21 protein-coding genes are annotated in these 22,175 nt (G+C 69.6%); 9 read left to right on the top strand and 12 right to left on the bottom strand.

The annotated features are described in order from the left end of the window. Nucleotides 1-8: 8 nt before the first annotated feature. The 5 genes from ACWDSI_RS02955 to ACWDSI_RS02935 all read right to left on the bottom strand — a co-directional run bounded on the left by ACWDSI_RS02955 (nucleotide 9) and on the right by ACWDSI_RS02935 (nucleotide 5,724). Nucleotides 9-431: a pyridoxamine 5'-phosphate oxidase family protein gene (locus ACWDSI_RS02955; RefSeq protein ID WP_449746072.1), complete on the bottom strand. Its 423-nt coding sequence runs from the start codon at nucleotides 429-431 to the stop codon at nucleotides 9-11. Between the two features lie 136 nt (nucleotides 432-567). After that, nucleotides 568-2,310 carry a glycerol-3-phosphate dehydrogenase/oxidase gene (locus ACWDSI_RS02950; protein ID WP_449746073.1) on the bottom strand — a complete coding sequence of 581 codons (1,743 nt, stop codon included), beginning with the start codon at nucleotides 2,308-2,310 and terminating at the stop codon, nucleotides 568-570. A gap of 94 nt (nucleotides 2,311-2,404) precedes the next feature. Continuing rightward, on the bottom strand, nucleotides 2,405-2,851 hold the full coding sequence (locus ACWDSI_RS02945) for a hypothetical protein (protein WP_449746074.1): 447 nt from the start codon (nucleotides 2,849-2,851) through the stop codon (nucleotides 2,405-2,407). Next, entirely contained in the window at nucleotides 2,848-4,215 is a 1,368-nt protein-coding gene (locus ACWDSI_RS02940) for a hypothetical protein (protein ID WP_449755614.1), read from the bottom strand. Before ACWDSI_RS02940 ends, ACWDSI_RS02945 begins: the two co-directional genes overlap by 4 nt. An 87-nt stretch (nucleotides 4,216-4,302) precedes the next feature. Next, the gene (locus ACWDSI_RS02935) at nucleotides 4,303-5,724 is read right to left on the bottom strand and encodes an NAD(P)H-quinone dehydrogenase (protein WP_449746076.1); all 1,422 of its coding nucleotides are present in this window, start codon (nucleotides 5,722-5,724) and stop codon (nucleotides 4,303-4,305) included. Between the two features lie 194 nt (nucleotides 5,725-5,918). Between ACWDSI_RS02935 and ACWDSI_RS02930 the strand changes: the two genes are divergently transcribed. Then, nucleotides 5,919-6,395 carry a gamma-glutamylcyclotransferase gene (locus ACWDSI_RS02930; protein ID WP_449746077.1) on the top strand — a complete coding sequence of 159 codons (477 nt, stop codon included), beginning with the start codon at nucleotides 5,919-5,921 and terminating at the stop codon, nucleotides 6,393-6,395. Between the two features lie 95 nt (nucleotides 6,396-6,490). Here the strand turns inward: ACWDSI_RS02930 and ACWDSI_RS02925 are convergent, their stop codons facing one another. Both ACWDSI_RS02925 and ACWDSI_RS02920 read right to left on the bottom strand, forming a co-directional pair. After that, on the bottom strand, nucleotides 6,491-7,663 hold the full coding sequence (locus ACWDSI_RS02925) for an amidohydrolase (protein WP_449746078.1): 1,173 nt from the start codon (nucleotides 7,661-7,663) through the stop codon (nucleotides 6,491-6,493). Continuing rightward, nucleotides 7,660-8,370 carry an enoyl-CoA hydratase/isomerase family protein gene (locus ACWDSI_RS02920; RefSeq protein WP_449746079.1) on the bottom strand — a complete coding sequence of 237 codons (711 nt, stop codon included), beginning with the start codon at nucleotides 8,368-8,370 and terminating at the stop codon, nucleotides 7,660-7,662. Before ACWDSI_RS02920 ends, ACWDSI_RS02925 begins: the two co-directional genes overlap by 4 nt. 59 nt (nucleotides 8,371-8,429) lie before the next feature. Here ACWDSI_RS02920 and ACWDSI_RS02915 point away from each other — a divergent pair, with 59 nt between their 5' ends. The 5 genes from ACWDSI_RS02915 to ACWDSI_RS02895 are packed head-to-tail and all read left to right on the top strand — an operon-like array spanning nucleotide 8,430 to nucleotide 13,784. After that, nucleotides 8,430-9,233 carry a purine-nucleoside phosphorylase gene (locus tag ACWDSI_RS02915; RefSeq protein ID WP_449746080.1) on the top strand — a complete coding sequence of 268 codons (804 nt, stop codon included), beginning with the start codon at nucleotides 8,430-8,432 and terminating at the stop codon, nucleotides 9,231-9,233. An 18-nt stretch (nucleotides 9,234-9,251) separates the two neighbouring features. Continuing rightward, nucleotides 9,252-11,036 (top strand): phospho-sugar mutase, encoded by a 1,785-nt coding sequence (locus ACWDSI_RS02910; protein ID WP_449755613.1) that lies wholly within the window; start codon nucleotides 9,252-9,254, stop codon nucleotides 11,034-11,036. After that, the gene (locus tag ACWDSI_RS02905) at nucleotides 11,033-11,704 is read left to right on the top strand and encodes a hypothetical protein (protein WP_449746082.1); all 672 of its coding nucleotides are present in this window, start codon (nucleotides 11,033-11,035) and stop codon (nucleotides 11,702-11,704) included. The genes ACWDSI_RS02910 and ACWDSI_RS02905 overlap by 4 nt, the downstream gene beginning before the upstream one ends. Nucleotides 11,705-11,707: 3 nt before the next feature. Further along, nucleotides 11,708-12,487, top strand: a complete 780-nt coding sequence (locus tag ACWDSI_RS02900; protein WP_449746083.1) for an ABC transporter ATP-binding protein — start codon at nucleotides 11,708-11,710, stop codon at nucleotides 12,485-12,487. A gap of 16 nt (nucleotides 12,488-12,503) precedes the next feature. Beyond that, complete coding sequence (locus ACWDSI_RS02895; protein WP_449746084.1) at nucleotides 12,504-13,784, top strand: chloride channel protein; 1,281 nt, start codon at nucleotides 12,504-12,506, stop codon at nucleotides 13,782-13,784. Here the strand turns inward: ACWDSI_RS02895 and upp are convergent. After that, nucleotides 13,717-14,340 carry a uracil phosphoribosyltransferase gene (upp, locus tag ACWDSI_RS02890; RefSeq protein ID WP_449746085.1) on the bottom strand — a complete coding sequence of 208 codons (624 nt, stop codon included), beginning with the start codon at nucleotides 14,338-14,340 and terminating at the stop codon, nucleotides 13,717-13,719. The two genes, ACWDSI_RS02895 and upp, sit on opposite strands and share 68 nt — an antisense overlap. A 104-nt stretch (nucleotides 14,341-14,444) precedes the next feature. Here upp and ACWDSI_RS02885 point away from each other — a divergent pair, with 104 nt between their 5' ends. The 3 genes from ACWDSI_RS02885 to ACWDSI_RS02875 all read left to right on the top strand — a co-directional run bounded on the left by ACWDSI_RS02885 (nucleotide 14,445) and on the right by ACWDSI_RS02875 (nucleotide 17,173). Next, entirely contained in the window at nucleotides 14,445-14,804 is a 360-nt protein-coding gene (locus tag ACWDSI_RS02885; RefSeq protein ID WP_449755612.1) for a type VII secretion target, read from the top strand. Further along, on the top strand, nucleotides 14,801-15,760 hold the full coding sequence (locus ACWDSI_RS02880; RefSeq protein WP_449755611.1) for a C40 family peptidase: 960 nt from the start codon (nucleotides 14,801-14,803) through the stop codon (nucleotides 15,758-15,760). The genes ACWDSI_RS02885 and ACWDSI_RS02880 overlap by 4 nt, the downstream gene beginning before the upstream one ends. A 111-nt stretch (nucleotides 15,761-15,871) precedes the next feature. Then, nucleotides 15,872-17,173 carry a primosomal protein gene (locus ACWDSI_RS02875; protein ID WP_449755610.1) on the top strand — a complete coding sequence of 434 codons (1,302 nt, stop codon included), beginning with the start codon at nucleotides 15,872-15,874 and terminating at the stop codon, nucleotides 17,171-17,173. A gap of 119 nt (nucleotides 17,174-17,292) precedes the next feature. Here the strand turns inward: ACWDSI_RS02875 and ctaD are convergent, their stop codons facing one another. The 4 genes from ctaD to ACWDSI_RS02855 form a co-directional block, all read right to left on the bottom strand. Then, nucleotides 17,293-19,107 (bottom strand): aa3-type cytochrome oxidase subunit I, encoded by a 1,815-nt coding sequence (gene ctaD / locus ACWDSI_RS02870; RefSeq protein WP_449755707.1) that lies wholly within the window; start codon nucleotides 19,105-19,107, stop codon nucleotides 17,293-17,295. Between the two features lie 74 nt (nucleotides 19,108-19,181). Continuing rightward, on the bottom strand, nucleotides 19,182-20,276 hold the full coding sequence (locus ACWDSI_RS02865) for an adenosine deaminase (protein ID WP_449746236.1): 1,095 nt from the start codon (nucleotides 20,274-20,276) through the stop codon (nucleotides 19,182-19,184). 43 nt (nucleotides 20,277-20,319) lie between these two features. Continuing rightward, nucleotides 20,320-21,654, bottom strand: coding sequence for a thymidine phosphorylase (locus tag ACWDSI_RS02860; RefSeq protein ID WP_449755609.1), 1,335 nt, complete (start codon nucleotides 21,652-21,654; stop codon nucleotides 20,320-20,322). Then, complete coding sequence (locus ACWDSI_RS02855; RefSeq protein ID WP_449755608.1) at nucleotides 21,651-22,055, bottom strand: cytidine deaminase; 405 nt, start codon at nucleotides 22,053-22,055, stop codon at nucleotides 21,651-21,653. Before ACWDSI_RS02855 ends, ACWDSI_RS02860 begins: the two co-directional genes overlap by 4 nt. Nucleotides 22,056-22,175 lie beyond the last annotated feature (120 nt).

Below are 22,175 nucleotides of genomic sequence, written 5' to 3'. Positions count from 1 at the left end.
TCCTGCGGTCAGACGGGATAGCGCTCGGGTTCGGGACCGAAATCGAAACGTCGCGCACTCACCTCGGTGGGCGTGATCTCGACGTAGTTGTACTTGAGCGTGGGCACCCAGGGTTTAAGGGGTTGTTTGTCCGCGTCGGCGATCTCTGCTCCCGTGGAGAGCACCCGCGCGGTGCCCTTCACGACCACACTCCACCCGCCGGTGTCTGTGTAGCTGTCGGTTTCGAAGGCCACGTGATCATTGACGGTGAGCTCGGAGAGCTTGGTGCCCTCCGCCGTCCGGAAGAGAATCCGGCCCTGGCCCGCATAGAAGTTGATCGGGAAGATGTCGGGCTGACCGCCCGCGCTCACCGCGATCCTGCCCATCTCGGCAGTGGCAAGCAGTTCCCAGGCTTCATCGACGGCGAGTGCGTGAATCGGAGTGTCCACCATGACCTGTCCTTCTCCCATAGCTCATTGTCCCGATATCGACGTTACCGGGCGTAGAGCACAATGGCCCGATGAAGTCTGGGCGCGATGAAGTTTGGGTCCGATGAAGAGGCGCGATGAAGAGGCGCGATGAAACCCTTCACTCCGGCACGGGCACCGGCTCGAGGATGTCGACCCGCGACTCCGGGGCCGCCGCCCGTAACGCATCGGCGGACGCATCGTCGGGTTGCTGCTGCGACGCCACCTCGGCGGCCACACGCGCGTTGTAGGTCTCGATCTCGAACTCGACCGTCTCGTCGCTCCAGCCCAGCACCGGCGCCAACAATTCGGCCACCTCTCGTGCACAGTCGACGCCGCGGTGACCGTACTCGATGGAGATCCGGGTGCGCCGCGCCAGCACATCCTCGAGATGCAGGGCGGCCTCGTCGATGGCGGCGTACACCACCTCCACCCTCAGGTACTGCGGCGCCGCTGCCAGCGGCCGCAGCAGTGACGGATCGGCGGCGGCATAGAAGAGCACGTCGTCGATGAGCGAGCCGTAGCGATTGAGCAGCCGTCGGATGCGATAGGGGTGCAGCCCGTAGCGCTCACCGAGCTGATCGCACTGATTGACCAGCGCGAAGTATCCGTCGGCCCCGATCAGCGGGACCCGCGCGGTGATCGAGGGAGCCACCCGGCTGGGAATGAAGTCGGTGCACGCCTCCACCGCGTCGGCCGCCATCACCCGGTAGGTGGTGTACTTGCCGCCGGCGATGGCGATCAGGCCCGGCGCCACCGTCGCCACCGCGTGTTCACGCGAGAGCGTCGACGTCGACTCCTCCTCACCGGCCAGCAGCGGTCGCAGGCCCGCGTAGACCCCTTCGATGTCCTCGTGGCGCAGCGGGGTGACCAGCACCTCGTTGACGCGTTCGAGGATGTAGTCGATGTCGGCGCGCGTGGCGGCCGGGTGGGCGAGGTCGAGATTCCAGTCGGTGTCGGTGGTCCCGATGATCCAGTGCGTCTCCCACGGGATCACGAACAGCACCGAACTCGGCGTGCGGAGGATGATCGCGGTCTCGCTGACGATCCGGTCGCGCGAGACCACGATGTGCACGCCCTTGGAGGCCCGCACGCGGAAGTGCCCGCGCAACTTCGACAGTGCCTGCACCTCGTCGGTCCACACGCCCGCCGCGTTGATCACGCAATGCGCCCGGATCTCCGCGGTCTCGCCGTTCTCGGTGTCGCGCACGCGCACACCCATGATGCGGTCGGCCTCCCGCAGAAATCCCACCACCTGCGTCGACGTGCGGATCACGGCGCCGTAGTTGGCGGCCGTGCGCGCGACGGTCAGACTGTGGCGCGCGTCGTCGACGACGGTGTCGTAGTAGCGGATACCACCGATCAGGGAATCGCGTTTGAGCGCAGGCGCCACCCGAAGCGCCCCGGAACGGGTCACATGTCGTTGTCCCGGAACAGATTTCGCGCCGCCCATGGTGTCGTAGAGGAACAACCCGGCGGCCATGTAGGGACGCTCCCACACCCGGTGTTTGAGCGGATACAGGAACGGCAACGGCTTCACCAGGTGTGGTGCCAGCAGACTGAGCGAGAGTTCCCGCTCGTGCAATGCCTCACGCACCAGGCCGAATTCGAGTTGTTCGAGGTAACGCAGCCCGCCGTGGAACATCTTCGACGAGCGACTCGATGTGCCCGACGCGATGTCACGGGCCTCCACGAGGGCCACGCGCAGGCCGCGGGTCGCGGCATCGAGCGCCGCACCGACACCCACCACGCCTCCGCCGATCACGACGATGTCGAATTGCTCCGTACCCATCCGCCGCCAGGCCTCGGCACGGTACAGCGGCCCCAAGTCCGCAGGCCGGTCCGGATTGAACTCGGTCTCCATGCCCACCGACACTAATGGAGATGCGGCGCCCCCACCGGGAACTCATCGAGACGCGCCGCCGCCCGGTGGCACCCTTGGGCGCACTGCGGGCCGCTCACGGCACGAAGTCGGCGATGATCCCCACCAAACCCGCGGTGCCGCCCATCGCGCTCGCCGCCTCGTAGACGGCCTCACCGAACCGGGTGCGTGCATCGATCCCCGGCGTGCACACCATCGCCACGCAGGCCAGTCCGCGGGCTTTCCGGAACAGCACACGCTGGCTCTCGACGTCGGCGACGCGGTGGGCCAACACCGCGTCGAGTTCGCACCGGGTGAGCGCGGCGTCGACGCGGGCACGGGTCTCGGCGGGCACCGTACCGTGCGAGCGCCACTGATCGGCCGCCTCGCGCACCGCCTGCAGTCCGCCGAGGCCGGCGAGGTCGATGACGGTGGCCATGATGAGTCCGAGGCACTCGTCGATCGCTGCCCGGGGCACCCGCTCCACCAGGCCGCCGACACCTCCCGGCAGGCGATCGATGCGGCGGACCGACGGCATGGTCATGACGGGACCGAACCGAACTCCTTGCCCGACGCGGTGCCCGTGTCGGGGGTCGCGGCACCCTCGGCACCCTTGTCGGCGGCGACCGCCGGAACGGCAGTCCCGGCATCGGCGTTCGTACCGGTGGCCGGGCTCGACTGCGGCACCCAGTCGCCGATGACCGGCGGACCGACCAGCGGCAAACCGCCAACCAGCTCCTCGCCGTTCTCGCGGGTGTTGAGATACCTTGCCGGACGGTGCTTCTCGTCTCCTTTGGGGCGCACAGCCCCTCCGGGAGCGCCGGGCGTGGACGCCGCCGGCAGCGCACCGCGGGCCGGCCCACCGATGGGAGCCGTGGTGGTGGGCGCGTTCGCGGAGCCCGGCAGCACCGGTCCCCACGGTGCCGCCGGGGGCAGTGTTTCCGGACCTGTCGCGGCGGGACCACCGACGTCGGAGGGGCCACCGGCCGACGGCCCCCCATCGGAGCTCCCCGGCCCACCGGGCCGGGGAGCTCCCTGCGCGCGCGGCGAGCGGGGTCCACCAACCGGCACCACCGGATCGGCCTGCCCGTCGCGCGAGAGTCGGCCGGGATCGGATGCCGGCCGGCGAGACGGCGACGTCGGACCGCCGGGACCCGATGGCGCGTCGACCCCGGCCGGCGTGGTCGGCCGGGCGCCGGCAGGCGTCACGGCCGGGGCGGCGGCCGGCGGCGACGACCCGGGACCCGCCGGATCGGGTCCGTCGGCGTCGGCCAGATTGCCCGCCTGCGAACGCGTGTTGGTGGCATCACCCCCACCGCTTCCGCCGGTACCGCCGAAGGTGCTGATCGTGGACATCGTCCCCTCCGGCGCCGGCTGCGGCAGCGTCGACTGCACATCGACCATCGGGTTGCTGTAGGTGCCGAGCATGATCGATCTCACCTGCGCACGGACGTCGGCGGAGTCCTCGGGGTGCGACACGAGGTGAGTACTCAACCGCTCCAGGTCCGGCGTCTGACCGTGCGTCGCGGTGAGAATCCCCACCGCGGTCTGCATGGCGGTCGCCGCCACCTGCGCCGCGTCCGCCGAGTCGGTGATGTGCTTCGAGAGTTGTTGTCCCGCAGTAAGACTGCCGGTCGCGGCGAGTCCGTAGAGCTCGTCTTCGGTGCCGAACGCGTAACGCATCCTGGCGGCCACATCGCGCGCGATACCCAGGGCGATGAGCACTGCGGCGGCGTCGCCCGACGCCGAGGTCTCCTTCATCGTCGAGATCTTGTGCAGCACCTCGACGATGCTCATCGACTCCCAGTTGGTGACGTCCCCGCCACCCTGATCGTCCCCCTTCGAGCGGACTCGCGCCTCCCGCGACGGACCCGAGTCGCCGTCGCGACCCGACGATGGTGACGTCACCGGCCCTCCCCTGGTCCACGGCCCGAAATCATGTCGAGATTACCCCGCGCGTCCCCCTCCGGCAGGTCCGTACCGCGGCCCTGTGGACTAGTCCAGGTCGTCGTGGCGCACGAGTTGCCGGGCCGCTTCGGTGATCGAGCCCGACAGCGACGGATAGACCGACAGGGTCTGTGCGAGATCCCCGACGGTCAGCTTGTTCTGCACCGCGAGGGCGATCGGCAGGATCAGCTCCGAGGCGGTCGGCGCCACCACCACACCGCCGATCACCACACCGGTCGCCGGGCGGCAGAAGATCTTGACGAAGCCGCGGCGCAGCCCACTCATCTTGGCCCGCGGATTGGTCGCCAGCGGCAGCATCACCGTGCGCGCCGGATACTCCCCGGCGTCGATTGCCTTCTGCGAAACCCCGACGGTGGCGATCTCGGGTCGCGTGAAGATGGCCGAGGCGACCGTCTTGAGTTTGATGGGGCTGACCCCTTCGCCCAGGGAGTGGTACATGGCGATCCGTCCCTGCATGGCGGCGACCGACGCGAGGGGGAACAGACCGGTGCAGTCGCCGGCGGCGTAGATACCCGGTACCGAGGTGCGCGACACCCGGTCGACGGTGATGTATCCGCCCCGGTCGGTGGCCACACCGGCCTCGTCGAGGCCGATGCCGGCGGTGTTGGGAATCGAACCGACCGTCATCAGCACGTGGCTGCCGGTGACGGTGCGGCCGTCGGCGAGGTGTGTGGTGACGGTGTCGCCGTGGCGTTCCACCTTGTCGGCGCGGGCGTGTTTGACCAGTTCCACGCCGCGTTCGGCCAGCGCGTCCTCGAGTACCAGGGCCGCATCCTCGTCCTCACCGGGCAACACCCGGTCGCGACTGGAGACCAGGGTCACCTTCACGCCCAGCTCTGTGTAGGCGTGCACGAACTCGGCTCCGGTGACACCCGATCCCACCACCACCAGATGCTCGGGCAGTTCCTCGAGGTCGTAGAGCTGCCGCCACGTCAAGATGCGTTCACCGTCGGGTTGCGCGTCGGGCAAGACCCGCGGCGATGCGCCCGTCGCGATCAGCACCACGTCACCCTCGAAGTGTTGCGTCGATCCGTCGGCGAGCGTCGCGGTCACCCCGTGGGTGGCCACCCCGACGTCGGTGCGCTCCAACGTCGCCGTCCCGGACACCAGGGTGACGCCCTCGCTGATCAGTCGCGACCGGATGTCGGCGGACTGCGCGAACGCGAGATCACGCACCCGCTGATGGATCTGCGGCAGCGTGACCATTGCGTCGTCGGTCCTGATGTTGATGCCGAGATCGATCGCGCGACGCACCTCGGTGCGGATGCCGGTGGAGGCGATGAAGGTCTTGGAGGGAACGCAATCCCAGAGCACGCAGGCCCCACCGATGCCGTCGGAATCGATCACGGTGACGTCCGCGCCGTAGGCCGCGGCAACCAGGGCCGCCTCATAACCCGCAGGCCCACCACCGATGATCACGATCCTGGTCACTGGGCACACTCCTGTCATCGACGTGCGGGGCTGGGTTGTCGACCGCCGGGCGGCCGGACCGCACTCCAACTTAGTCGTCCGGCGACGGACGCTCAGTGCCGACTGGGTGTCAGGACACGACAACCAGGGTGCGGCCGGTGGTCGCCCGCGCAACACCGGTGCGGATGCGTCCGCCTTTCGCCGTCGCCCGTGAGCATCTAGAGTTTTCCGACGTGCCGATATATGCCGCCTACGGGTCGAACATGCATCCCGATCAGATGGCCGAACGGGCGCCGCACTCCCCGATGGCGGGGACGGGCTGGCTGCACGGGTGGCGACTGACCTTCGGCGGCGCCGACATCGGCTGGGAGGGTTCACTGGCGACGGTCACCGAAGACCGCGACGATCCCACCGCGAAGGTGTTCGTGGTTCTCTACGACGTGCCGACCGAGGACGAGGAGAATCTCGACCGGTGGGAGGGATCCGAGCTCGACATCCACCGCAAGATCCGCGCCCGCGTGGACACCGCGGACGGCGCGGTGCTGGCGTGGCTCTACGTTCTCGACGCGTTCGAGGGCGGCCTGCCGTCGGCACGCTATCTCGGCGTGATGGCCGATGCCGCCGAGATCGCCGGTGCCCCAGCAGAATACGTGCAAGACATCCGCTTGCGGGAAGCCCGCAACGTGGGGCCGGGCCCGATCGAGCCCTGATTGACCGGATCGGGCCCTGACCAACCGATCGGGCCCCGACCAACCGATCGAACCCCGACCAACCGATCGAACCCTGACCAACCGATCGGGCCTGACTACCCGTGCGCGCCGAGCACCACGCCGGCGAGCGTACGCACCCCGATGAGGAGGGCACGTTCGTCGAGGTCGAAGTTGGGTTGATGCAGGTCGACCTGCGGGCGCCGACCGTCCCACACACCGAGCCGGGCCATCGCACCCGGCACCTGCTCGAGGTACCAGGAGAAATCCTCGCCGCCCGGTGACTGCGGGGTGTCCACGACCGCTGCCGGGTCGATGGCGGCCACCGACCGGGCGAGCATCGCAATGGCCAGTTCGTCGTTGACCACCGGCGGCACACCACGGAAGTAGGCGAGGTCGTAGGACACGCCGAGCGGTGCGACGAGCTGGCCGATCACGTTGCGTACCAGCGGTTCCAGTTCGGCCCAGGTGGCGTGATCACCGGTGCGTACCGTGCCGCGCAGCCTGCCCTCCTGCGGGATGGCGTTGGCCGCGTTGCCCGCGTGCGCGGCACCCCACACCATCACCGTGCCCGACCGCGGGTCCACCCGGCGCGACAGCACGCCGGGCAGCCCGGTGATGACCGTGCCCATCGCGTACACCAGGTCGGCGGTCAGGTGCGGCCGCGACGTGTGACCACCCGGCGAGTGCAGGGTGAGGTCGATGTGATCGGCGGCCGAGGTCAGCGGTCCGGCACGCAACCCCACCGTGCCCACCGGCAGCCGCGGATCGCAGTGCAGGGCGAAGATGCGGCTGACACCCTCCAGGACGCCGGCCGCCACCGCGTCCAGCGCGCCGCCGGGCATCACCTCCTCGGCGGGCTGGAAGATCAGCCGCACACCCACCGGCAGCGCATCGACCGATGCCAGCAGTGCGGCCACGCCCAGCAGGATCGCGGTGTGTGCGTCGTGGCCGCACGCGTGCGACACGCCGTCGACACCTGAGGCGAACGACAGCCCGGTGTGCTCGGTGACCGGCAACGCGTCCATGTCGGCGCGCAGCGCGATCCGCAATCCGTCGGCGGGACCGAGGTCGCACACCACGCCGGTGCCCATCGGAAGTCGCCGCGGCGACAGGCCGAGGTCGGCGAGCGCACTCATCACCAGTTCGGTGGTCACCACCTCCTGACGCGACAGCTCCGGGTGCGCGTGGATGGAGCGCCGCCAGCCGATGACGTCGCCGCCGTGCGTGGACGTCCACCGGTCGATGACCGACGCCCAGTCCTCGGTCACAGCAGCGATGGCGGTGTCGTCACCGCCAGGTCTTCGAGCAGGTGCAAACGCAGCCCGCGCTTGATCACCGACAGGTTGTCGCCGGCCGTCGCGGATCGCTCGGCGGCGACGGCACTGGCCCGCCCGATCAGGTCGGCGGCCTCGACGGCCTCGTCGACAATGCCCGCGACCACGGCGTCCTGGGCGCCGTAGCGGCGGCTGGTGAGCATCGCCTCGGTGGCGGAACGGTCGGGCACCCGGGTGCGTACCAGCGACGCCATACCGCGCGTGAACGGCATGTTCAGCGCCGCCTCGGGCAGCGACCAGAACCCGCGGCCGGTACGCATCACCCGGTGGTCGGCGCACAGGGCCAGCATCGCGCCGGCGCCGAACGCGTGGCCGTTGACCGCCGCCACGGTGGCCACCGGCAGCGTCAGCACCTTGGCGTAGAGCTCATGCACCGAGTCGAGGTAGGCGGGCAGCTCCGCGGGGTGGGCGAAGACGTGATCGGTGTCGAGTCCGTTGCTGAAGAACTTTCCGGTGGCCGTGATCACCAGCGCCTTGGCCGGACCCGCGGCGACCTCGTCGAGGAGTTTGCCCACCGTGGTCAACCACTCCACGCCGAACCTGTTCTCCGGATTGGCCTCGTCGAGTTCCACACCCGGCGATCCGAGGTAGAGTTCGGCGATCTCGGCCCCACCGTGCGGCGTGTCACTCAGAAATGGCATGGCACAGACCCTATCGCCTGCCCGCTCGGTCCACGCGCGATGCCCTTAGGCTTGTGCCCATGGATCCCACCGTCGACGCCGACGCGGCCGCCGTCGCCGCTGCGGCGACCATCGCCGCCGAGACCGACGCGGCAGCACACGATGTGGCCGTCATCCTCGGCTCCGGGTGGGCGCCAGCCGCAGACGCCTTCGGCACACCGGTCGCCTCCATCCCGATGTCCCAGATCCCCGGCTTCACCGCCCCCAGGGCCGCCGGGCACGGCGGCACCGTGCTGTCGGTGCAGATCGGCGGACGGCGAGTGCTGATCCTGCTCGGACGCATCCACGCCTATGAGGGTCACCACCTTTCGCGGGTGGTCCACCCCGTCCGCACCGCCGCCGCCGCGGGCGTGCACACCGTGGTCCTCACCAACGCGGCCGGGGGTCTGCGCGACGACATGTCGGTGGGCCAGCCCGTGCTGATCTCCGATCACCTGAATCTCACCGCGCGTTCGCCCCTGACCGGCGCGCAGTTCGTGGATCTCGTCGACGCGTATGCCCCGCGGCTGCGCGAGATCGCACGCGCCGTCGATCCCACGCTGGCCGAGGGCGTCTACGCCGGACTGCCGGGACCGCACTACGAGACGCCCGCCGAGATCCGCATGCTGCGGACCCTCGGCGCCGACCTCGTCGGCATGTCCACGGTGCACGAGACGATCGCGGCGCGGGCGGCGGGTATGAACGTGCTCGGCGTGTCGCTGGTCACCAATCTTGCCGCCGGCATCACCGGCGAACCGCTCAGTCACGCCGAGGTGCTCGAGGTGGGCCGCGAATCGGCACGCCGGATGGGTGACCTGCTGGCCCGCATCGTCGGCGAACTGTAGATCCGGGCCGCCACCGTCATGCCCGAGAACACCAAGACGACCGAGAACACCAACACGACCGAGATCACCGCGGCCGATCCGCGGGTGGCGGCGTGGATCGCCGCCGACCCCGACCCCGCGACACGCGCCGAACTCGCCGCCTGCGACGCGGACGACCTCGCCGACCGGTTCGCCGGGACGTTGCGGTTCGGCACCGCCGGGCTGCGCGGTCCGGTGCGCGCCGGACCCAACGGCATGAACGTGGCGGTGGTGACCCGCGCCACCGCGGGCCTGGCCGCGTGGCTCACCGGGCACGGCTGCGCGGGCGGCACCGTGGTGGTGGGCCGCGACGCCCGGCACGGATCGCAGGCCTTCGCCCGCAGCGCCGCCGAGGTCCTCGCCGCGGCCGGTTTCGACGTCGTCGCCCTTCCCGAGCCGCTGCCGACGCCGCTGCTGGCCTTCGCCTGCCGCGACCTGCGCGCGGTGGCGGGCGTACAGGTCACCGCGTCGCACAACCCGCCCGCCGACAACGGCTACAAGGTGTACCTGGACGGCGGCGCGCAACTCGTTCCCCCTGCCGACCTCGAAATCGAGGCGTTGATCGCCGACGCCGGACCCGCCGCAGCCATCCCGCGACGTCCCGTGGTCCCCGACGCGCGGGCCCACGCGGTCGCCGACCGCTACCTCCATCGCCTCGCGGTGCGGTTCCCCCGCGTATCCGACAGCCCGCTGCGCATCGCGCTCACCGCCATGCACGGGGTCGGCGGACCGCTCGCGGTCCGCGCGCTCGCCGACGCCGGATTCGCCGATGTGCACGTGGTTCCCGAGCAGTTCGAGCCCGACCCCGACTTCCCCACCGTGGCGTTCCCGAATCCGGAGGAACCCGGGGCCGCCGACCGTGTGCTCGCGCTCGCCGAGGAGGTCGATGCCCATCTGGCGATCGCTCTGGATCCCGATGCCGACCGCTGCGCGGTGGGAATCCGCGTCGACGGTCGATGGGGCATGCTCAGCGGTGACGACACCGGGGCCCTGCTGGGTTCGTTCCTGCTCGCGACCACCGGGCTCGGCGAACCGGTGGTCGCGAGCACGCTGGTGTCGGGCACCCTGCTGGCCGACATCGCGCGGCACCACGGTGCCCGGCACGTCACCACCCTCACCGGATTCAAGTGGCTGGTACGGGCGGGCGAGCCACTGCTCTACGCCTACGAGGAGGCCATCGGCCACTGCGTGGACCCCGACGCGGTCCGCGACAAGGACGGCATCAGCGCGGCCGTCGCGATCGCGATGCTCGCGCATCGATGCGCCGTCGCCGGGCACACCCTGGCCGACGAACTCGACACGCTGTTCGCCGCACACGGTGTGCACGTCACCCGCCAGCGGTCCCTGCGCGTGCGCGACCCGGGTGAGATCGACGCGGTGATGACCCGGCTGCGCCGGCATCCGCCGGCCACCCTCGGCGGCATTCCGGTGATCGCCGAGGATTACGCCGAACGCGACGACGGGCTACGGACCGACGCGGTGGCGCTGCACGGGACCGCGCCCGACGGCGTGGGCGTGCGCGTCATGGCGCGGCCGTCGGGCACCGAACCGAAGCTCAAGTACTACATCGAAATGACAGCGGCGCCCGAAGTCGCGCCATCGGCAACGCAATCCGGCACGGCAGCGACATACCCAGCGGCGACATACCCAGCGGCGACAGACACAGCCGCGACAGACCCAGCGTCGACACACGACCTGTCGCGGGTGCACCGCACGCGCGATCGACTGCACGACCTCGCGCACCGCGTCGCCGACGAGCTGCCCACCGAAGGAGAACGCCCATGAGCTACCCGCCGGGACCCCCCAACCCCTATCAGGGCGGGGGCTACCCGTCGTCGGGCGGTGGCTATCCGGGCGACCGGCCGCCCGGCAACGATCGTTCGCCGTGGTCGTCACCGGCGGTGATCGTGGCGATCGCGGCCGGTGTGCTGATCGTGGTGGGCGGCGTGCTCGCCGCGGTGCTGCTGCTCCCGGGAGACTCCGACACCACCGCGCAACCGTCGGCGACGTCGTCGGCCACCACCCCGAGCCCGTCGACGGTCACCAACACTGTCACCACGGCACCCGGCGGCGGCGCGGGACCCGCCACACCGCCCACCACACCACCCACCACACCGCGGGCCACCCCAAGCGTCGCCGGGGCCGATTGGCAGGGTTTCACCGACGGACCGCGATGCAACGCGGCCGACGACCCCGCGGTGGTGATCGGTCAGACCGCTCGCTCGCGGGTGGTGATCTGCCAGGTGGGTGATCAGGTGGGCCGCATGTACTACAAGGGGCTCGCCGACGGCAACGCCATCGAGGTGCAGTATCCGACCCGCGTCGGCAACACCTACGAGGTACTCAACAACGACGTCAAATACATCATCGCGCCCGGGCAACTGACCATCGTGCAGAACGGTGAGACGGTGGCCACCGAACCGATGCTCGCCTACTGGACGTCGGGTCCCTGAGCGATGCAACGACTACTGAACCTGTCCGGGGTCGATGTTGTCCGCAGCGGCCGCATGCTGTTGCACGACATCGATCTCAGCGTGTCGGCGGGCGAACATTGGGCGCTGCTGGGCCCCAACGGCGCTGGCAAGTCGACGTTGATGGCGATCGCGGGCGCACGGTCGCACCCCACCCGCGGCACCGTGGACGTGCTGGGTCGGCGTCTGGGCCGGGTGGACATGCGCGAACTCCGCACCCACATCGGGCACGTCGACCCACGCTGGCGCATCGACATCCCGCTCAGCGCCCACGACGTGGTGCTGACCGGTCTGACGAACACCCCCGAACTCGACCGGCGACGCACCTACAGCGACACCGAGCACCGCGCGGCCGACGATCTGCTGGAACTGCTGGGCATGACCGCACGCCGCGACTCGTTGTGGCCGGTGATGAGTCAGGGTGAACGCGGCCGCACGCTGATCGCGCGCGCACTGATGCCCCGCCCGGCCCTGCTGCTGCTCGACGAACCGGCGACCGGCCTCGATCTGGCCGCCCGCGAGAAGTTGTTGTCGGCGATCGACCGGCTGCGCACCGAGGTCGCCGACCTGGCCAGCGTGCTGGTGACCCACCACCTCGAAGACCTGCCCGCCAGCACGACGCACGCCATGCTGCTGCGCGACGGTGAGATCGTCGCCCAGGGCCCGGTGGCCGACGCCCTCACCTCCGAGACGATCAGCACCTGCTTCGACCATCCCGTGGCGGTCCGGCGCCACCACGGCCGCTGGTCGGCGACCGCCGCCTGAGGACCGGACGACACCGATGTGGGCGCGGCGACTCGCATTCGGATTCTCGGTGGTCGCGATCGGCGTCCTGGCCGGACTGATCGGGCTGGCGACGACGTTCGCGCTCCACGCGCTGCAGCACCTCACCTTCGGTTACCAGACGGGCAGCCTGCTGCTCGGGGTGTCCGACGCCCCATGGCAGCGACGACTGTTCGGCCCCGTCATCGGCGGAGTTCTCGCGGGCGCATGCTGGTGGCTGCTGCGCAGGCGCCGGCACGTGCTGCGTCTCGAGGACGAGGTCCGCGAGGGAGATCGCCTCGACGTCCCCGGACAGACCGCTGACGCGCTCATCCAGATCCTGGCGGTGGGCACCGGCGCCTCACTCGGCCGCGAAGGCGCACCACGCCAGCTCGCGGCGGTGGCCGCCACGCGCGTCACCAGCTTGTTCGCGATGACGCCGGACGCGCGTCGCCTGCTGTGGGCGGCGGCCGCGGGGGCCGGCCTCGCCGCGGTCTACAACGTGCCGATCGCCGGTGCCTTGTTCACCGTCGAGGTGCTGTTGCGATCGTGGCGCCCGGCCGCGGTGCTCACCGCACTGGCGGTGTCGGCCATCGCCGTGGGCACCACGTGGCCGATCACGCACGGCGCACCGACCTTCGCCTGGCCGGTGACCCACACCGGTTGGGGAACGATCATCTTTGCCTGCGCGGTCATTCCGGTGGCGGTTCTCCTCGGTCGCGGGTTCCTGGCGCTCACCTCCGGGACGAATCCCCTGGGTCATCGCTCGCCGTGGATCATCGTGGCGATCGGCGCGGCGGGCCTTCTCACCGGGGTGGCGGCTCTCTACCTTCCGGAATTGCCCGGCAACGGCAAAAGCATCGTGGCCACCACCTTCTCGCCGACGGTCACCCTGGCGGCGGTGGCCGCGGCGGTGGTGCTCAAGCCCGTCCTGACCGCCGCGTACCTGCGGGCCGGTGCGACAGGCGGCCTGCTCACCCCGGCATTCGCCACCGGGGCCGCCCTCGGAGCGTTCGTCGCGCTGCTGATACGCCACCTCGGTGGTCACGCCAGCGTGCCCGGCTTCGCACTGATCGCCGCATGCGCGGTCCTCGCAGTGACCCAGCGGACGGCATTCTTCGCAACCGCCTTCGCCGCCGAACTCGTGCATCCCCCACTGCCGATGGTGCCGATACTGCTCGTGGCCGCCCTCGGCTCGTACTGGCTCGACCGCGGGATTCGCGCCCGGACCGTCAGCGCGGACCGAACTGACGGTCCCCCGCATCGCCGAGTCCGGGCACGATGTAGGCGACGTCATTGAGTCCGTCGTCCACCGCGCCCACCACCAGTCGCACCGGATGGCCCGATTTCTCCAGAGCGGCAACACCTTCCGGTGCGGCGACGACACACACCGCGGTGATGTCGGTGGCGTTGCGGGCCACCAGCAGCTCGATGGTGTGCAGCATCGAACCGCCGGTCGCGAGCATCGGATCCAGCACGAAGACGGGGATGTCGGTGAGGTCGGCGGGCAGCGACTCCAGGTAGGGCACCGGCTTCGCGGTCTCCTCGTCGCGGGCGATCCCCACGAACCCGACGCGGGCCTCCGGGACCATCGCGTGCGCCTGCTCCACCATGCCCAGACCCGCGCGCAGCACCGGCACCAGCAGCGGCGGGCACGCCAGCTTCGACCCCACGCACCGCTGCAGTGGTGTCTCGATCTCGAGCTTCGACTCCGGGGCACCGACGAGAGCCTCGTAGACGAGCATCTGCGTCAGATCCGACAGTGCGGCACGGAAACCCGCGTTATCCGTCGTCTTGTCGCGCATCGTGGTCAGGCGTGCCGCGGCAAGCGGATGATCGACGATCTGTACGTGCATGCGGACAACACTAGGGTGCGGGCACTCGGTGTGCCCGGCTGTCGGCGTCACAGCGGCGCCGACGTGGACGGAACCACGCACGCACTCATCGCGTCAGACCTTCCATGACAGTTCCCGCCGGCCCCGCACCCGCCCATCCCGGGCCCACCGACCCCGCGCCCACCGATCCCACCCTCACCGCCACGACGGAATTCATGGACGGATTCGCCACCGCACACCGCGCCGCGGCGGCCCGCGTCGGCGCGCACGCCGCGAGCACCCGGGTCGGTCTGGAGTCCCTGACCCCCACCTTCGGCATGATCGGTGCCGAATTCCTGTCCGCGCTGGGTACGGCGCTCGAGATCCGCAGCCGACGGCTGGAACAGGTGGCCGCGGCACATCGGGCGGTGGCCGAGGCAACCCGCGCCGCCGACACCGCCTACGCCACCACCGACCGTTCCGCCGAGATGGGGTTGCGGCTGTGATCCCGATCGACATCCTCATCGAGCCGCTGCGCCTGCTTCTCACGGCGCTGGGCACCGGCATCCTGCCCGCCGGTAACCCCGCCGACCGGATGCGCACCGCGACAACAGACCTCGACGACGTCCGCGCCCGCACCGCCCGCGCCACCGACACCATGCTGGCCGGATGGCGCGGTGCCGGTTCCGATGGCGCGGTGACGGCCACGGAGACCACCCGGCGGACCGGTCGCCTGGCCGACGACGATGCCGCGGAGATCGGGCGGCTCGTGGTCACCGCGAGCGCCCGCGTGCGCAGCGCCGCCGAGCAACTCGACGGCCTCGTCGACTCCTTCGAGCGCTACGCCCGCACGCTCGGCGATGCACTGTTCACCCCGGCGGGCCTCGCGGCCATCGTTCCCGTGGCCGCCGACCACGTGCAGCGCGGCCTGGCCGTGGTGGCCCGCGCCCGGGCCGACCTCGCCGACGACACCCACGCGATGACCGAACTCGCGCGTCATCAGGCGCCGGCCGAGGCTTCCGGCCCCTCGACCCCCACCCCCGCCGCCGGCACCGACCTCGCGGGCGGTCCCGGCGTGGCCATCACGCTCCCGGACGGCTCGGTGGTGCACGCCCCCAACGAGCGCGCGGCCACGGCTGTGCGGGCAGCGCTGAGCCAGCGCGGGGTGCCCTACGTATGGGGCGGAACCAGCCCCGCCGGCTTCGACTGCAGCGGATTGACGCAATGGGCCTACCGTCAGGCGGGCCTGGACATCCCACGGCTCGCCCAAGACCAGGACACCGCGGGCACCGCGGTCTCCCAGGCCGATCTGCAGCCCGGCGATCTGGCCGTCTGGTCGGGTCACGTGGCCATGTACATCGGCAACGGCCAGATGGTCGAGGCCGGGGATCCGGTGCAGGTGTCGCCGGTGCGAACCACCAATCTGGACCAGACATTCGAGGGCTTCTACCGGCCTCGGTGAGTAGCCCACCCACACCGTCGGCACGCGTTCGCGCTGTGGCACAAATCGTTCACTCGAAGGTGGCGGGGTCGCCCATCGTGCTCACAGTTTCGGCGACTAGGCTGTGTGCTCATGGCCGGAGACATCGTCCCCATCGAGCTCGGACTCACCGACGGAAACAGCTTCACCCTCTGGGCGCCCCGCTGGCGAGAAGGCGACGACGAGTGGGAGGCGTTCCTCGGTCTCGACGAGGACCTCTACGTCTTTCCCGGCGTCGCCGAGCTGGTGGCGTTCATCCGCAACGACGAGGAGAACGACCTCGCCGAGCATCCGGCCTGGTCGACCGTCGCGCGGCTGCAGGCCGACGAACTCGTCCCCGATGACCGGCACACCTACGATCTTGTGGGCGTTCCGGAACTCGCCGCCGAGGACCCCAGTCCCGAGGTCATCGCCGAACTCGAGGACGCGCTGGAGATCGTGCGCATCCTCGGCGAGGTCTGCGAACTCATCACCATCACCAAGTTCTTCAACGGCAATCCCATCCTCGGTGCCGTCACCACCGGAACGCGCAACTTCGATGGCCGTGACGGCGTGGACCTCTGGGTCCGTATCGGCCGGCTGATCGCCAAACACTGGGACGACGTGCTCGACGCGATCGACGGCGTCATCTCCACCCCCGACGTGGATGCCGACGCGGTGGCCGCGGCCGAGGCCGAACTCGAGGCAGCGGCGTCGGCGGAGGACGAGGACGAGCCCGAGGACGACGACATCGATCTCGTCGGCGCCACCGCCGAAGACGCAGAAGACGATTCGGACAACGACGCCGGGGACGAACTCGACGAGGATGACGACGACGAGGACGATCAGGACGACGTCGATGACGACGACTTCTGGGCGGTGGTCGGCATCGACCCGATCCGCATCGTGACCGGCACCGGCGAATACCTCTCGCTGCGTTGCTATCTCGGCGACGACCCGGTCTTCCTCGGATCGCGCGGCAAGATCTTCGTCTTCGCCTCACCGCGGGCGCTGTCGAAGTTCCTCGCCGAGAACAGCGATCACGACCTCACCGACGTGTCGACGTTCGACGAGGTGCGCACCGCCGCCACCGACGGGTCGCTGGAGTTCGACGTCATCGACGACAACGTGTACGTGCTTCCCGGTCTCACCGAGGACATCGTCGACGGTCCGCGCCGCATCGATCGCAACCAGCTCGATCTGGCTGTCGAATTGTTCACCGACGCAGCCGATTACGCCGACGACGACTCGGTCAACGAAGCGCTCGGCACCACCACGCCGCTGGGCTGGTTCGTCGACTACGCGGTCAATCCCGACCCCAAACGGCTGGCCCCGAGCCCGCCGTTCGACAACGAGGCCGAGGCATGGCGTGCCCTCGAGCACGAGTTCGAGGACCGGCTGGTCATCAAGCGCTGAGAGACCTTGACGCTCGCGAGACCGTAACCTCGAGAGCGTGAGAGCTCGAAAGCCCGAGAGCCACAAAGAAATCGGGCCGAGGAAGATCCTCGGCCCGATTTCTCGTCGCTACCCTGCGGTCACGGCGCGGCGTTCGACGCCCCTATGGCCTCGGCGTCGGCAGCACTGTGTCCGCGGCCCATGTACTTCTCGTCGTGCAAGCGTTGCACCAGGTGCGGGTAGTGCAGCTCGAACGCCGGCCGCTCGGACCGGATGCGCGGCAACTCGGTGAAGTTGTGCCGCGGCGGCGGGCAACTGGTGGCCCACTCCAGCGAGTTGCCGAAGCCCCACGGGTCGTCCACGGTCACCACCTCGCCGTACCGGTAGCTCTTGAACACGTTCCAGAAGAAGAAGATCGACGAGAGTCCGAGGACGAACGAACCGGCCGTGGAGATCTCGTTGAGGGTGGTGAATCCGTCCGACGGCAGGTAATCGGCGTAACGACGCGGCATGCCCTCATTACCCAGCCAGTGCTGCACCAGGAAGGTCACCTGAAAGCCGATGAACGTGGTCCAGAAGTGCCACTTGCCCAGCCGCTCGTCCATCATGCGTCCGGTCATCTTGGGGAACCAGAAGTAGATGCCGCCGAATGCGGCGAACACCACCACGCCGAAGAGCGTGTAGTGGAAGTGGGCCACCACGAAGTAGGTGTCGGAGATGTGGAAGTCCAGCGGCGGACTGGCCAGCAGCACACCGGTCAGGCCACCGAGCAGGAACGTGACGATGAAGCCGACGGCGAAGAGCATCGGCGTCTCGAACGTCATGTGCCCCTTCCACATCGTGCCTATCCAGTTGAAGAACTTCACGCCGGTGGGCACCGCGATCAGGAAGGTCATGAAGGCGAAGAAGGGCAGCAGCACTGCGCCGGTGACGTACATGTGGTGCGCCCAGACGGCGATCGAGAGCGCCGCGATCCCCAGCGTCGCGTACACCATGCCGGAGTACCCGAAGAGCGGTTTGCGGCTGAACACCGGGATGATCTCGGTGATGATGCCGAAGAACGGGAGTGCCAGCACGTACACCTCGGGGTGACCGAAGAACCAGAACAGGTGCTGCCACGTGATCACGCCGCCGTTGGCGGGATCGAACAGATGCGCGCCGAACTGCCGGTCCACCTCGACGCCGAGGGCCGCGGCCGCGAGCAGCGGGAAGATCAACAGCACCAGCAGGCTGGTCACCAGCATGTTCCACGTGAAGATCGGCATCCGGAACATCGTCATGCCGGGGGCACGCAGGCAGATCACCGTGGTGATGAAGTTGACCGAGGCCAGGATGCTGCCGAGACCACCGACGACGACACCCATGAACCACAGGTCCCCGCCGACACCCGGCGAATGCACGGCGTCGGTCAGCGGAGTGTAGGCGGTCCAGCCGAAGTCCGCCGCGCCGCCGGGGGTCAGGAAGCCCGCGGCGACGGTGAGCCCGCCGAACAGGTAGAGCCAGTAGCCGAAGGCATTGAGGCGCGGGAACGCGACGTCGGGGGCACCGATCTGCAGTGGCAGCAGGAAGTTGGCCATCCCGAACGACAACGGCATCGCGAACAGCAGCAGCATGATGCTGCCGTGGATGGTGAAGAGCTGGTTGAACTGTTCGGTGGAGAGGAACTGCATTCCCGGGTGCGCGAGTTCGGCGCGCATCAGCAGCGCCATCAGGCCGCCGATCACGAAGAACACGAACGACGTGACGATGTACATGATCCCGATGAACTTGTGATCCGTCGTCGTCATGATCTTGTAGATCAGGGTGCCCTTCATCCCCCAGGTCGGCGGATACGGGCGCGTCGCCGCGGGAACGTCTGCTACCCCAACCGAACTCGCGGGGCGGGCGATGGGCTGGTCAATGGCCACGAACGGGCTCCCCTCAGGCGCTGACAAGTACCCCACACAGGTGGGCATCGTCCAGACTTCCAGTGCGCGAGGGGTCGAGCGTGTGGACAAGGTCCCTCCCGATATGGGACCAAATACCCCATTCAGCCGATGAGGACCGCGAATCCCGGCTTGATGACGTCGTCGATGAAGGCCAGGCGCTCGTCGAAGTGGATGAAGGCCGACTTCATGGCGTTGACCGTGAAGCGTTCCAGGTCGGTCCAGCCGTAGCCGAACTGCTGTGCGAGGCGGTAGAACTCCTTGCTCATCGTGGTGTCGCTCATCAGCCGGTTGTCGGTGTTCACCGTCACCCGGAAGCGCAGTCGTGCGAGCACGTTGAACGGATGCTCGGCGATCGACGGGACCGCGCCGGTCTGCACGTTCGAGCTGGGACACAGCTCCAACGGAATCCGCTTGTCGCGCACCGCGTTGGCGATCTCACCGAGGCGCGCACCGTCGAACGAGTGCGCGGCGGGGTCCACCCCCGCCGGGAGTTCGATGTCGTCGATCACCCGCACGCCGTGGCCGAGCCGGTCAGTACCGCAGAACCCGATCGCCTCGTGGATCGACGGCAGACCGAATGCCTCACCGGCGTGGATGGTGAACGGCGCGCTGTGTGCCCGCATGTATTCGAACGCGTCGAGATGCCGGGTGGGTGGGTGACCCGCCTCGGCGCCGGCGATGTCGAATCCCACCACCCCGCGATGGCGGTATCGCACGGCGAGTTCGGCGATCTCACGCGACCGGGCGGCGTGGCGCATCGCGGTCACCAGGCACCGCACGGTGATCGACCGTCCGCCTGCCGCGGCCACCGACTCGCCCTCGGCGAATCCGCGCAGCACCGCCTCCACCACCTCGTCGAGGGTCAGCCCGTGTTCGAGGTGCTGCTCGGGGGCATAGCGCACCTCGGCGTACACCACACCGTCGGCGGCGAGATCCTCAACGCATTCGCGGGCCACCCGTTCGAGGGCGGGCACCGTCTGCATCACCGCGACGGTGTGCGCGAAGGTCTCCAGATAGCGCTCCAGCGATCCGCTGTCGGCGGCGTCGCGGAACCAGCGGGCCAACGCGTCGGCGTCGTCGGCGGGCAGTCCCTCGTAGCCGGTCTCGTGGGCGAGTTCCAGCACGGTCGACGGACGCAATCCCCCGTCGAGGTGATCGTGGAGCAGCACCTTGGGGGCCAGCGCGATGGTGGGCATGTCGAGGGGGCGCGGATCGGCGTGGACGGTCACCTGATCGAACCTAGCCGTCCGACGCGATCCGATCGAGCACCAACGGCCGCGTGGGGACCTCGTCCGGCCCGATGACCACTGCGTCGGCCAAGGCCGCGCGCGCCGCCGCGAACCGTTCCGGGGTGCGGGTGTGCAGGGTGAACAGCGGCGCGCCCGCGACGATCCGGTCGCCGGGGCGCGCATGCCACGTCACGCCCGCCTCGGCCTGCACCGATTCACCGGGGCGCGCCCGCCCGGCACCCAGCCGCCAGGCCGCGTCCCCGACCGCGCGCGCGTCCATCCGCGCCACGATGCCCCCCGCGGGAGCGGGCAGCACCTCGTGCTCCGGCGCGCTCGGCAACGGCGCATCGGGGTCGCCGCCCTGGGCGGCGATCATCGCGCGCCAGCAATCCATCGCCCGCCCGTTGGCCAGATGGGCCGCCGGGTCCGCATCGACGACGCCGGCCGCGTCGAGCATCTCGCGCGCGAGCGCCAGAGTCAGCGCGACGACGTCGGCCGGGCCGCCGCCGCCGAGTACCTCCACCGACTCGGCCACCTCGACCGCGTTGCCCGCCGTGTAGCCCAGCGGAGCGTCCATGTCGGTGAGCAGGGCACTGGTGCGCACCCCGGCATCGGCACCCAGCGCCACCATGGTGGCCGCCAGTTCGCGGGCCAGCGCCTCGTCGGGCAGGAAGGCACCGGAGCCCACCTTGACGTCGAGCACCAGCGCGCCGGTGCCCTCGGCGATCTTCTTGCTCATGATCGAACTCGCGATGAGTGGTACCGACTCGACCGTGCCGGTGACATCCCGCAGCGCGTAGAGCTTGCGGTCGGCGGGGGCGAGGTCGCCACCGGCGGCGCAGATCACCGCGCCCACCCGCTCGAGTTGGGCCACCATCGCCGCCACGGGGATCTCCGCGCGCCATCCCGGGATCGACTCCAGCTTGTCCAGCGTTCCGCCGGTGTGCCCGAGTCCGCGCCCCGACAACTGCGGTACCGCGACACCGAACGACGCGACCAGCGGCGCGAGCGGCAGCGTGATCTTGTCGCCGACGCCGCCGGTGGAGTGTTTGTCCACGGTGCGCAGGCCGTGTCCGTCCCGCCGCAGGCCGGAGAAGTCCATCCGCTCGCCGCTGTCGATCATCGCCCGCGTCCAGCTGCGGATCTCCCGGCGGTCCATGCCGCGCAGCACCACCGCCATCAGCAGCGCCGACATCTGCTCGTCGGCCACCTCGCCCCGCGTGTAGGAATCGATCATCCATTCGATCTGCCGGTCGGTCAGCGTCCCGCCGTCGCGTTTGGTGGCGATCACGCCCACGGCGTGCGGATCGTCGGCACCCGTGTGCGGCCCGGTGCTCGCACTCACCGACGCACCGCGTCGAGGTCGTCGGGACCGAAGGCGTCGGGCAGCAGGCTCTCCAGCGTCCGGGGGCCGTCGCGGTGGTCCACCAGCATCGCCGCACCGCCGTGCTCGAAGAGCACCTGACGGCAGCGGCCGCACGGCATCAGCACGGCTCCTCTCGCGTCGCAGACGCTGATGGCCGCCGGCTCACCGGCGCCCGACGCGATCAACTGCGCGACGAGCGCCACCTCGGCGCAGATGCCGAGCCCATATGAGACATTCTCCACATTGCATCCGACGACGAATTGTCCCGTCGTGGTGACGGCGGCGGCCCCGACGGGATAGCCCGAATACGGTGCGTAGGCATTCGGAATCATCTGTTTTGCCTTGTCCCGCAACAAATTCCAGTCCACCTCTGCGGTCACGCAGCTCTCCCGTCGTCTCGCCCGATGACACGTGGATACCACTCCACACCCCATCGGGACAGTGGTTAGGCAAACCTAAGTCGGATTGTCTTGTGGCCCAAATCTGTTCGGGCAATTCAA

Source organism: Gordonia sp. NPDC003429 (assembly GCF_053588575.1).
Note: the sequence above shows the minus strand (reverse complement) of the source record. Positions and strands in the feature narration are given on the sequence as shown.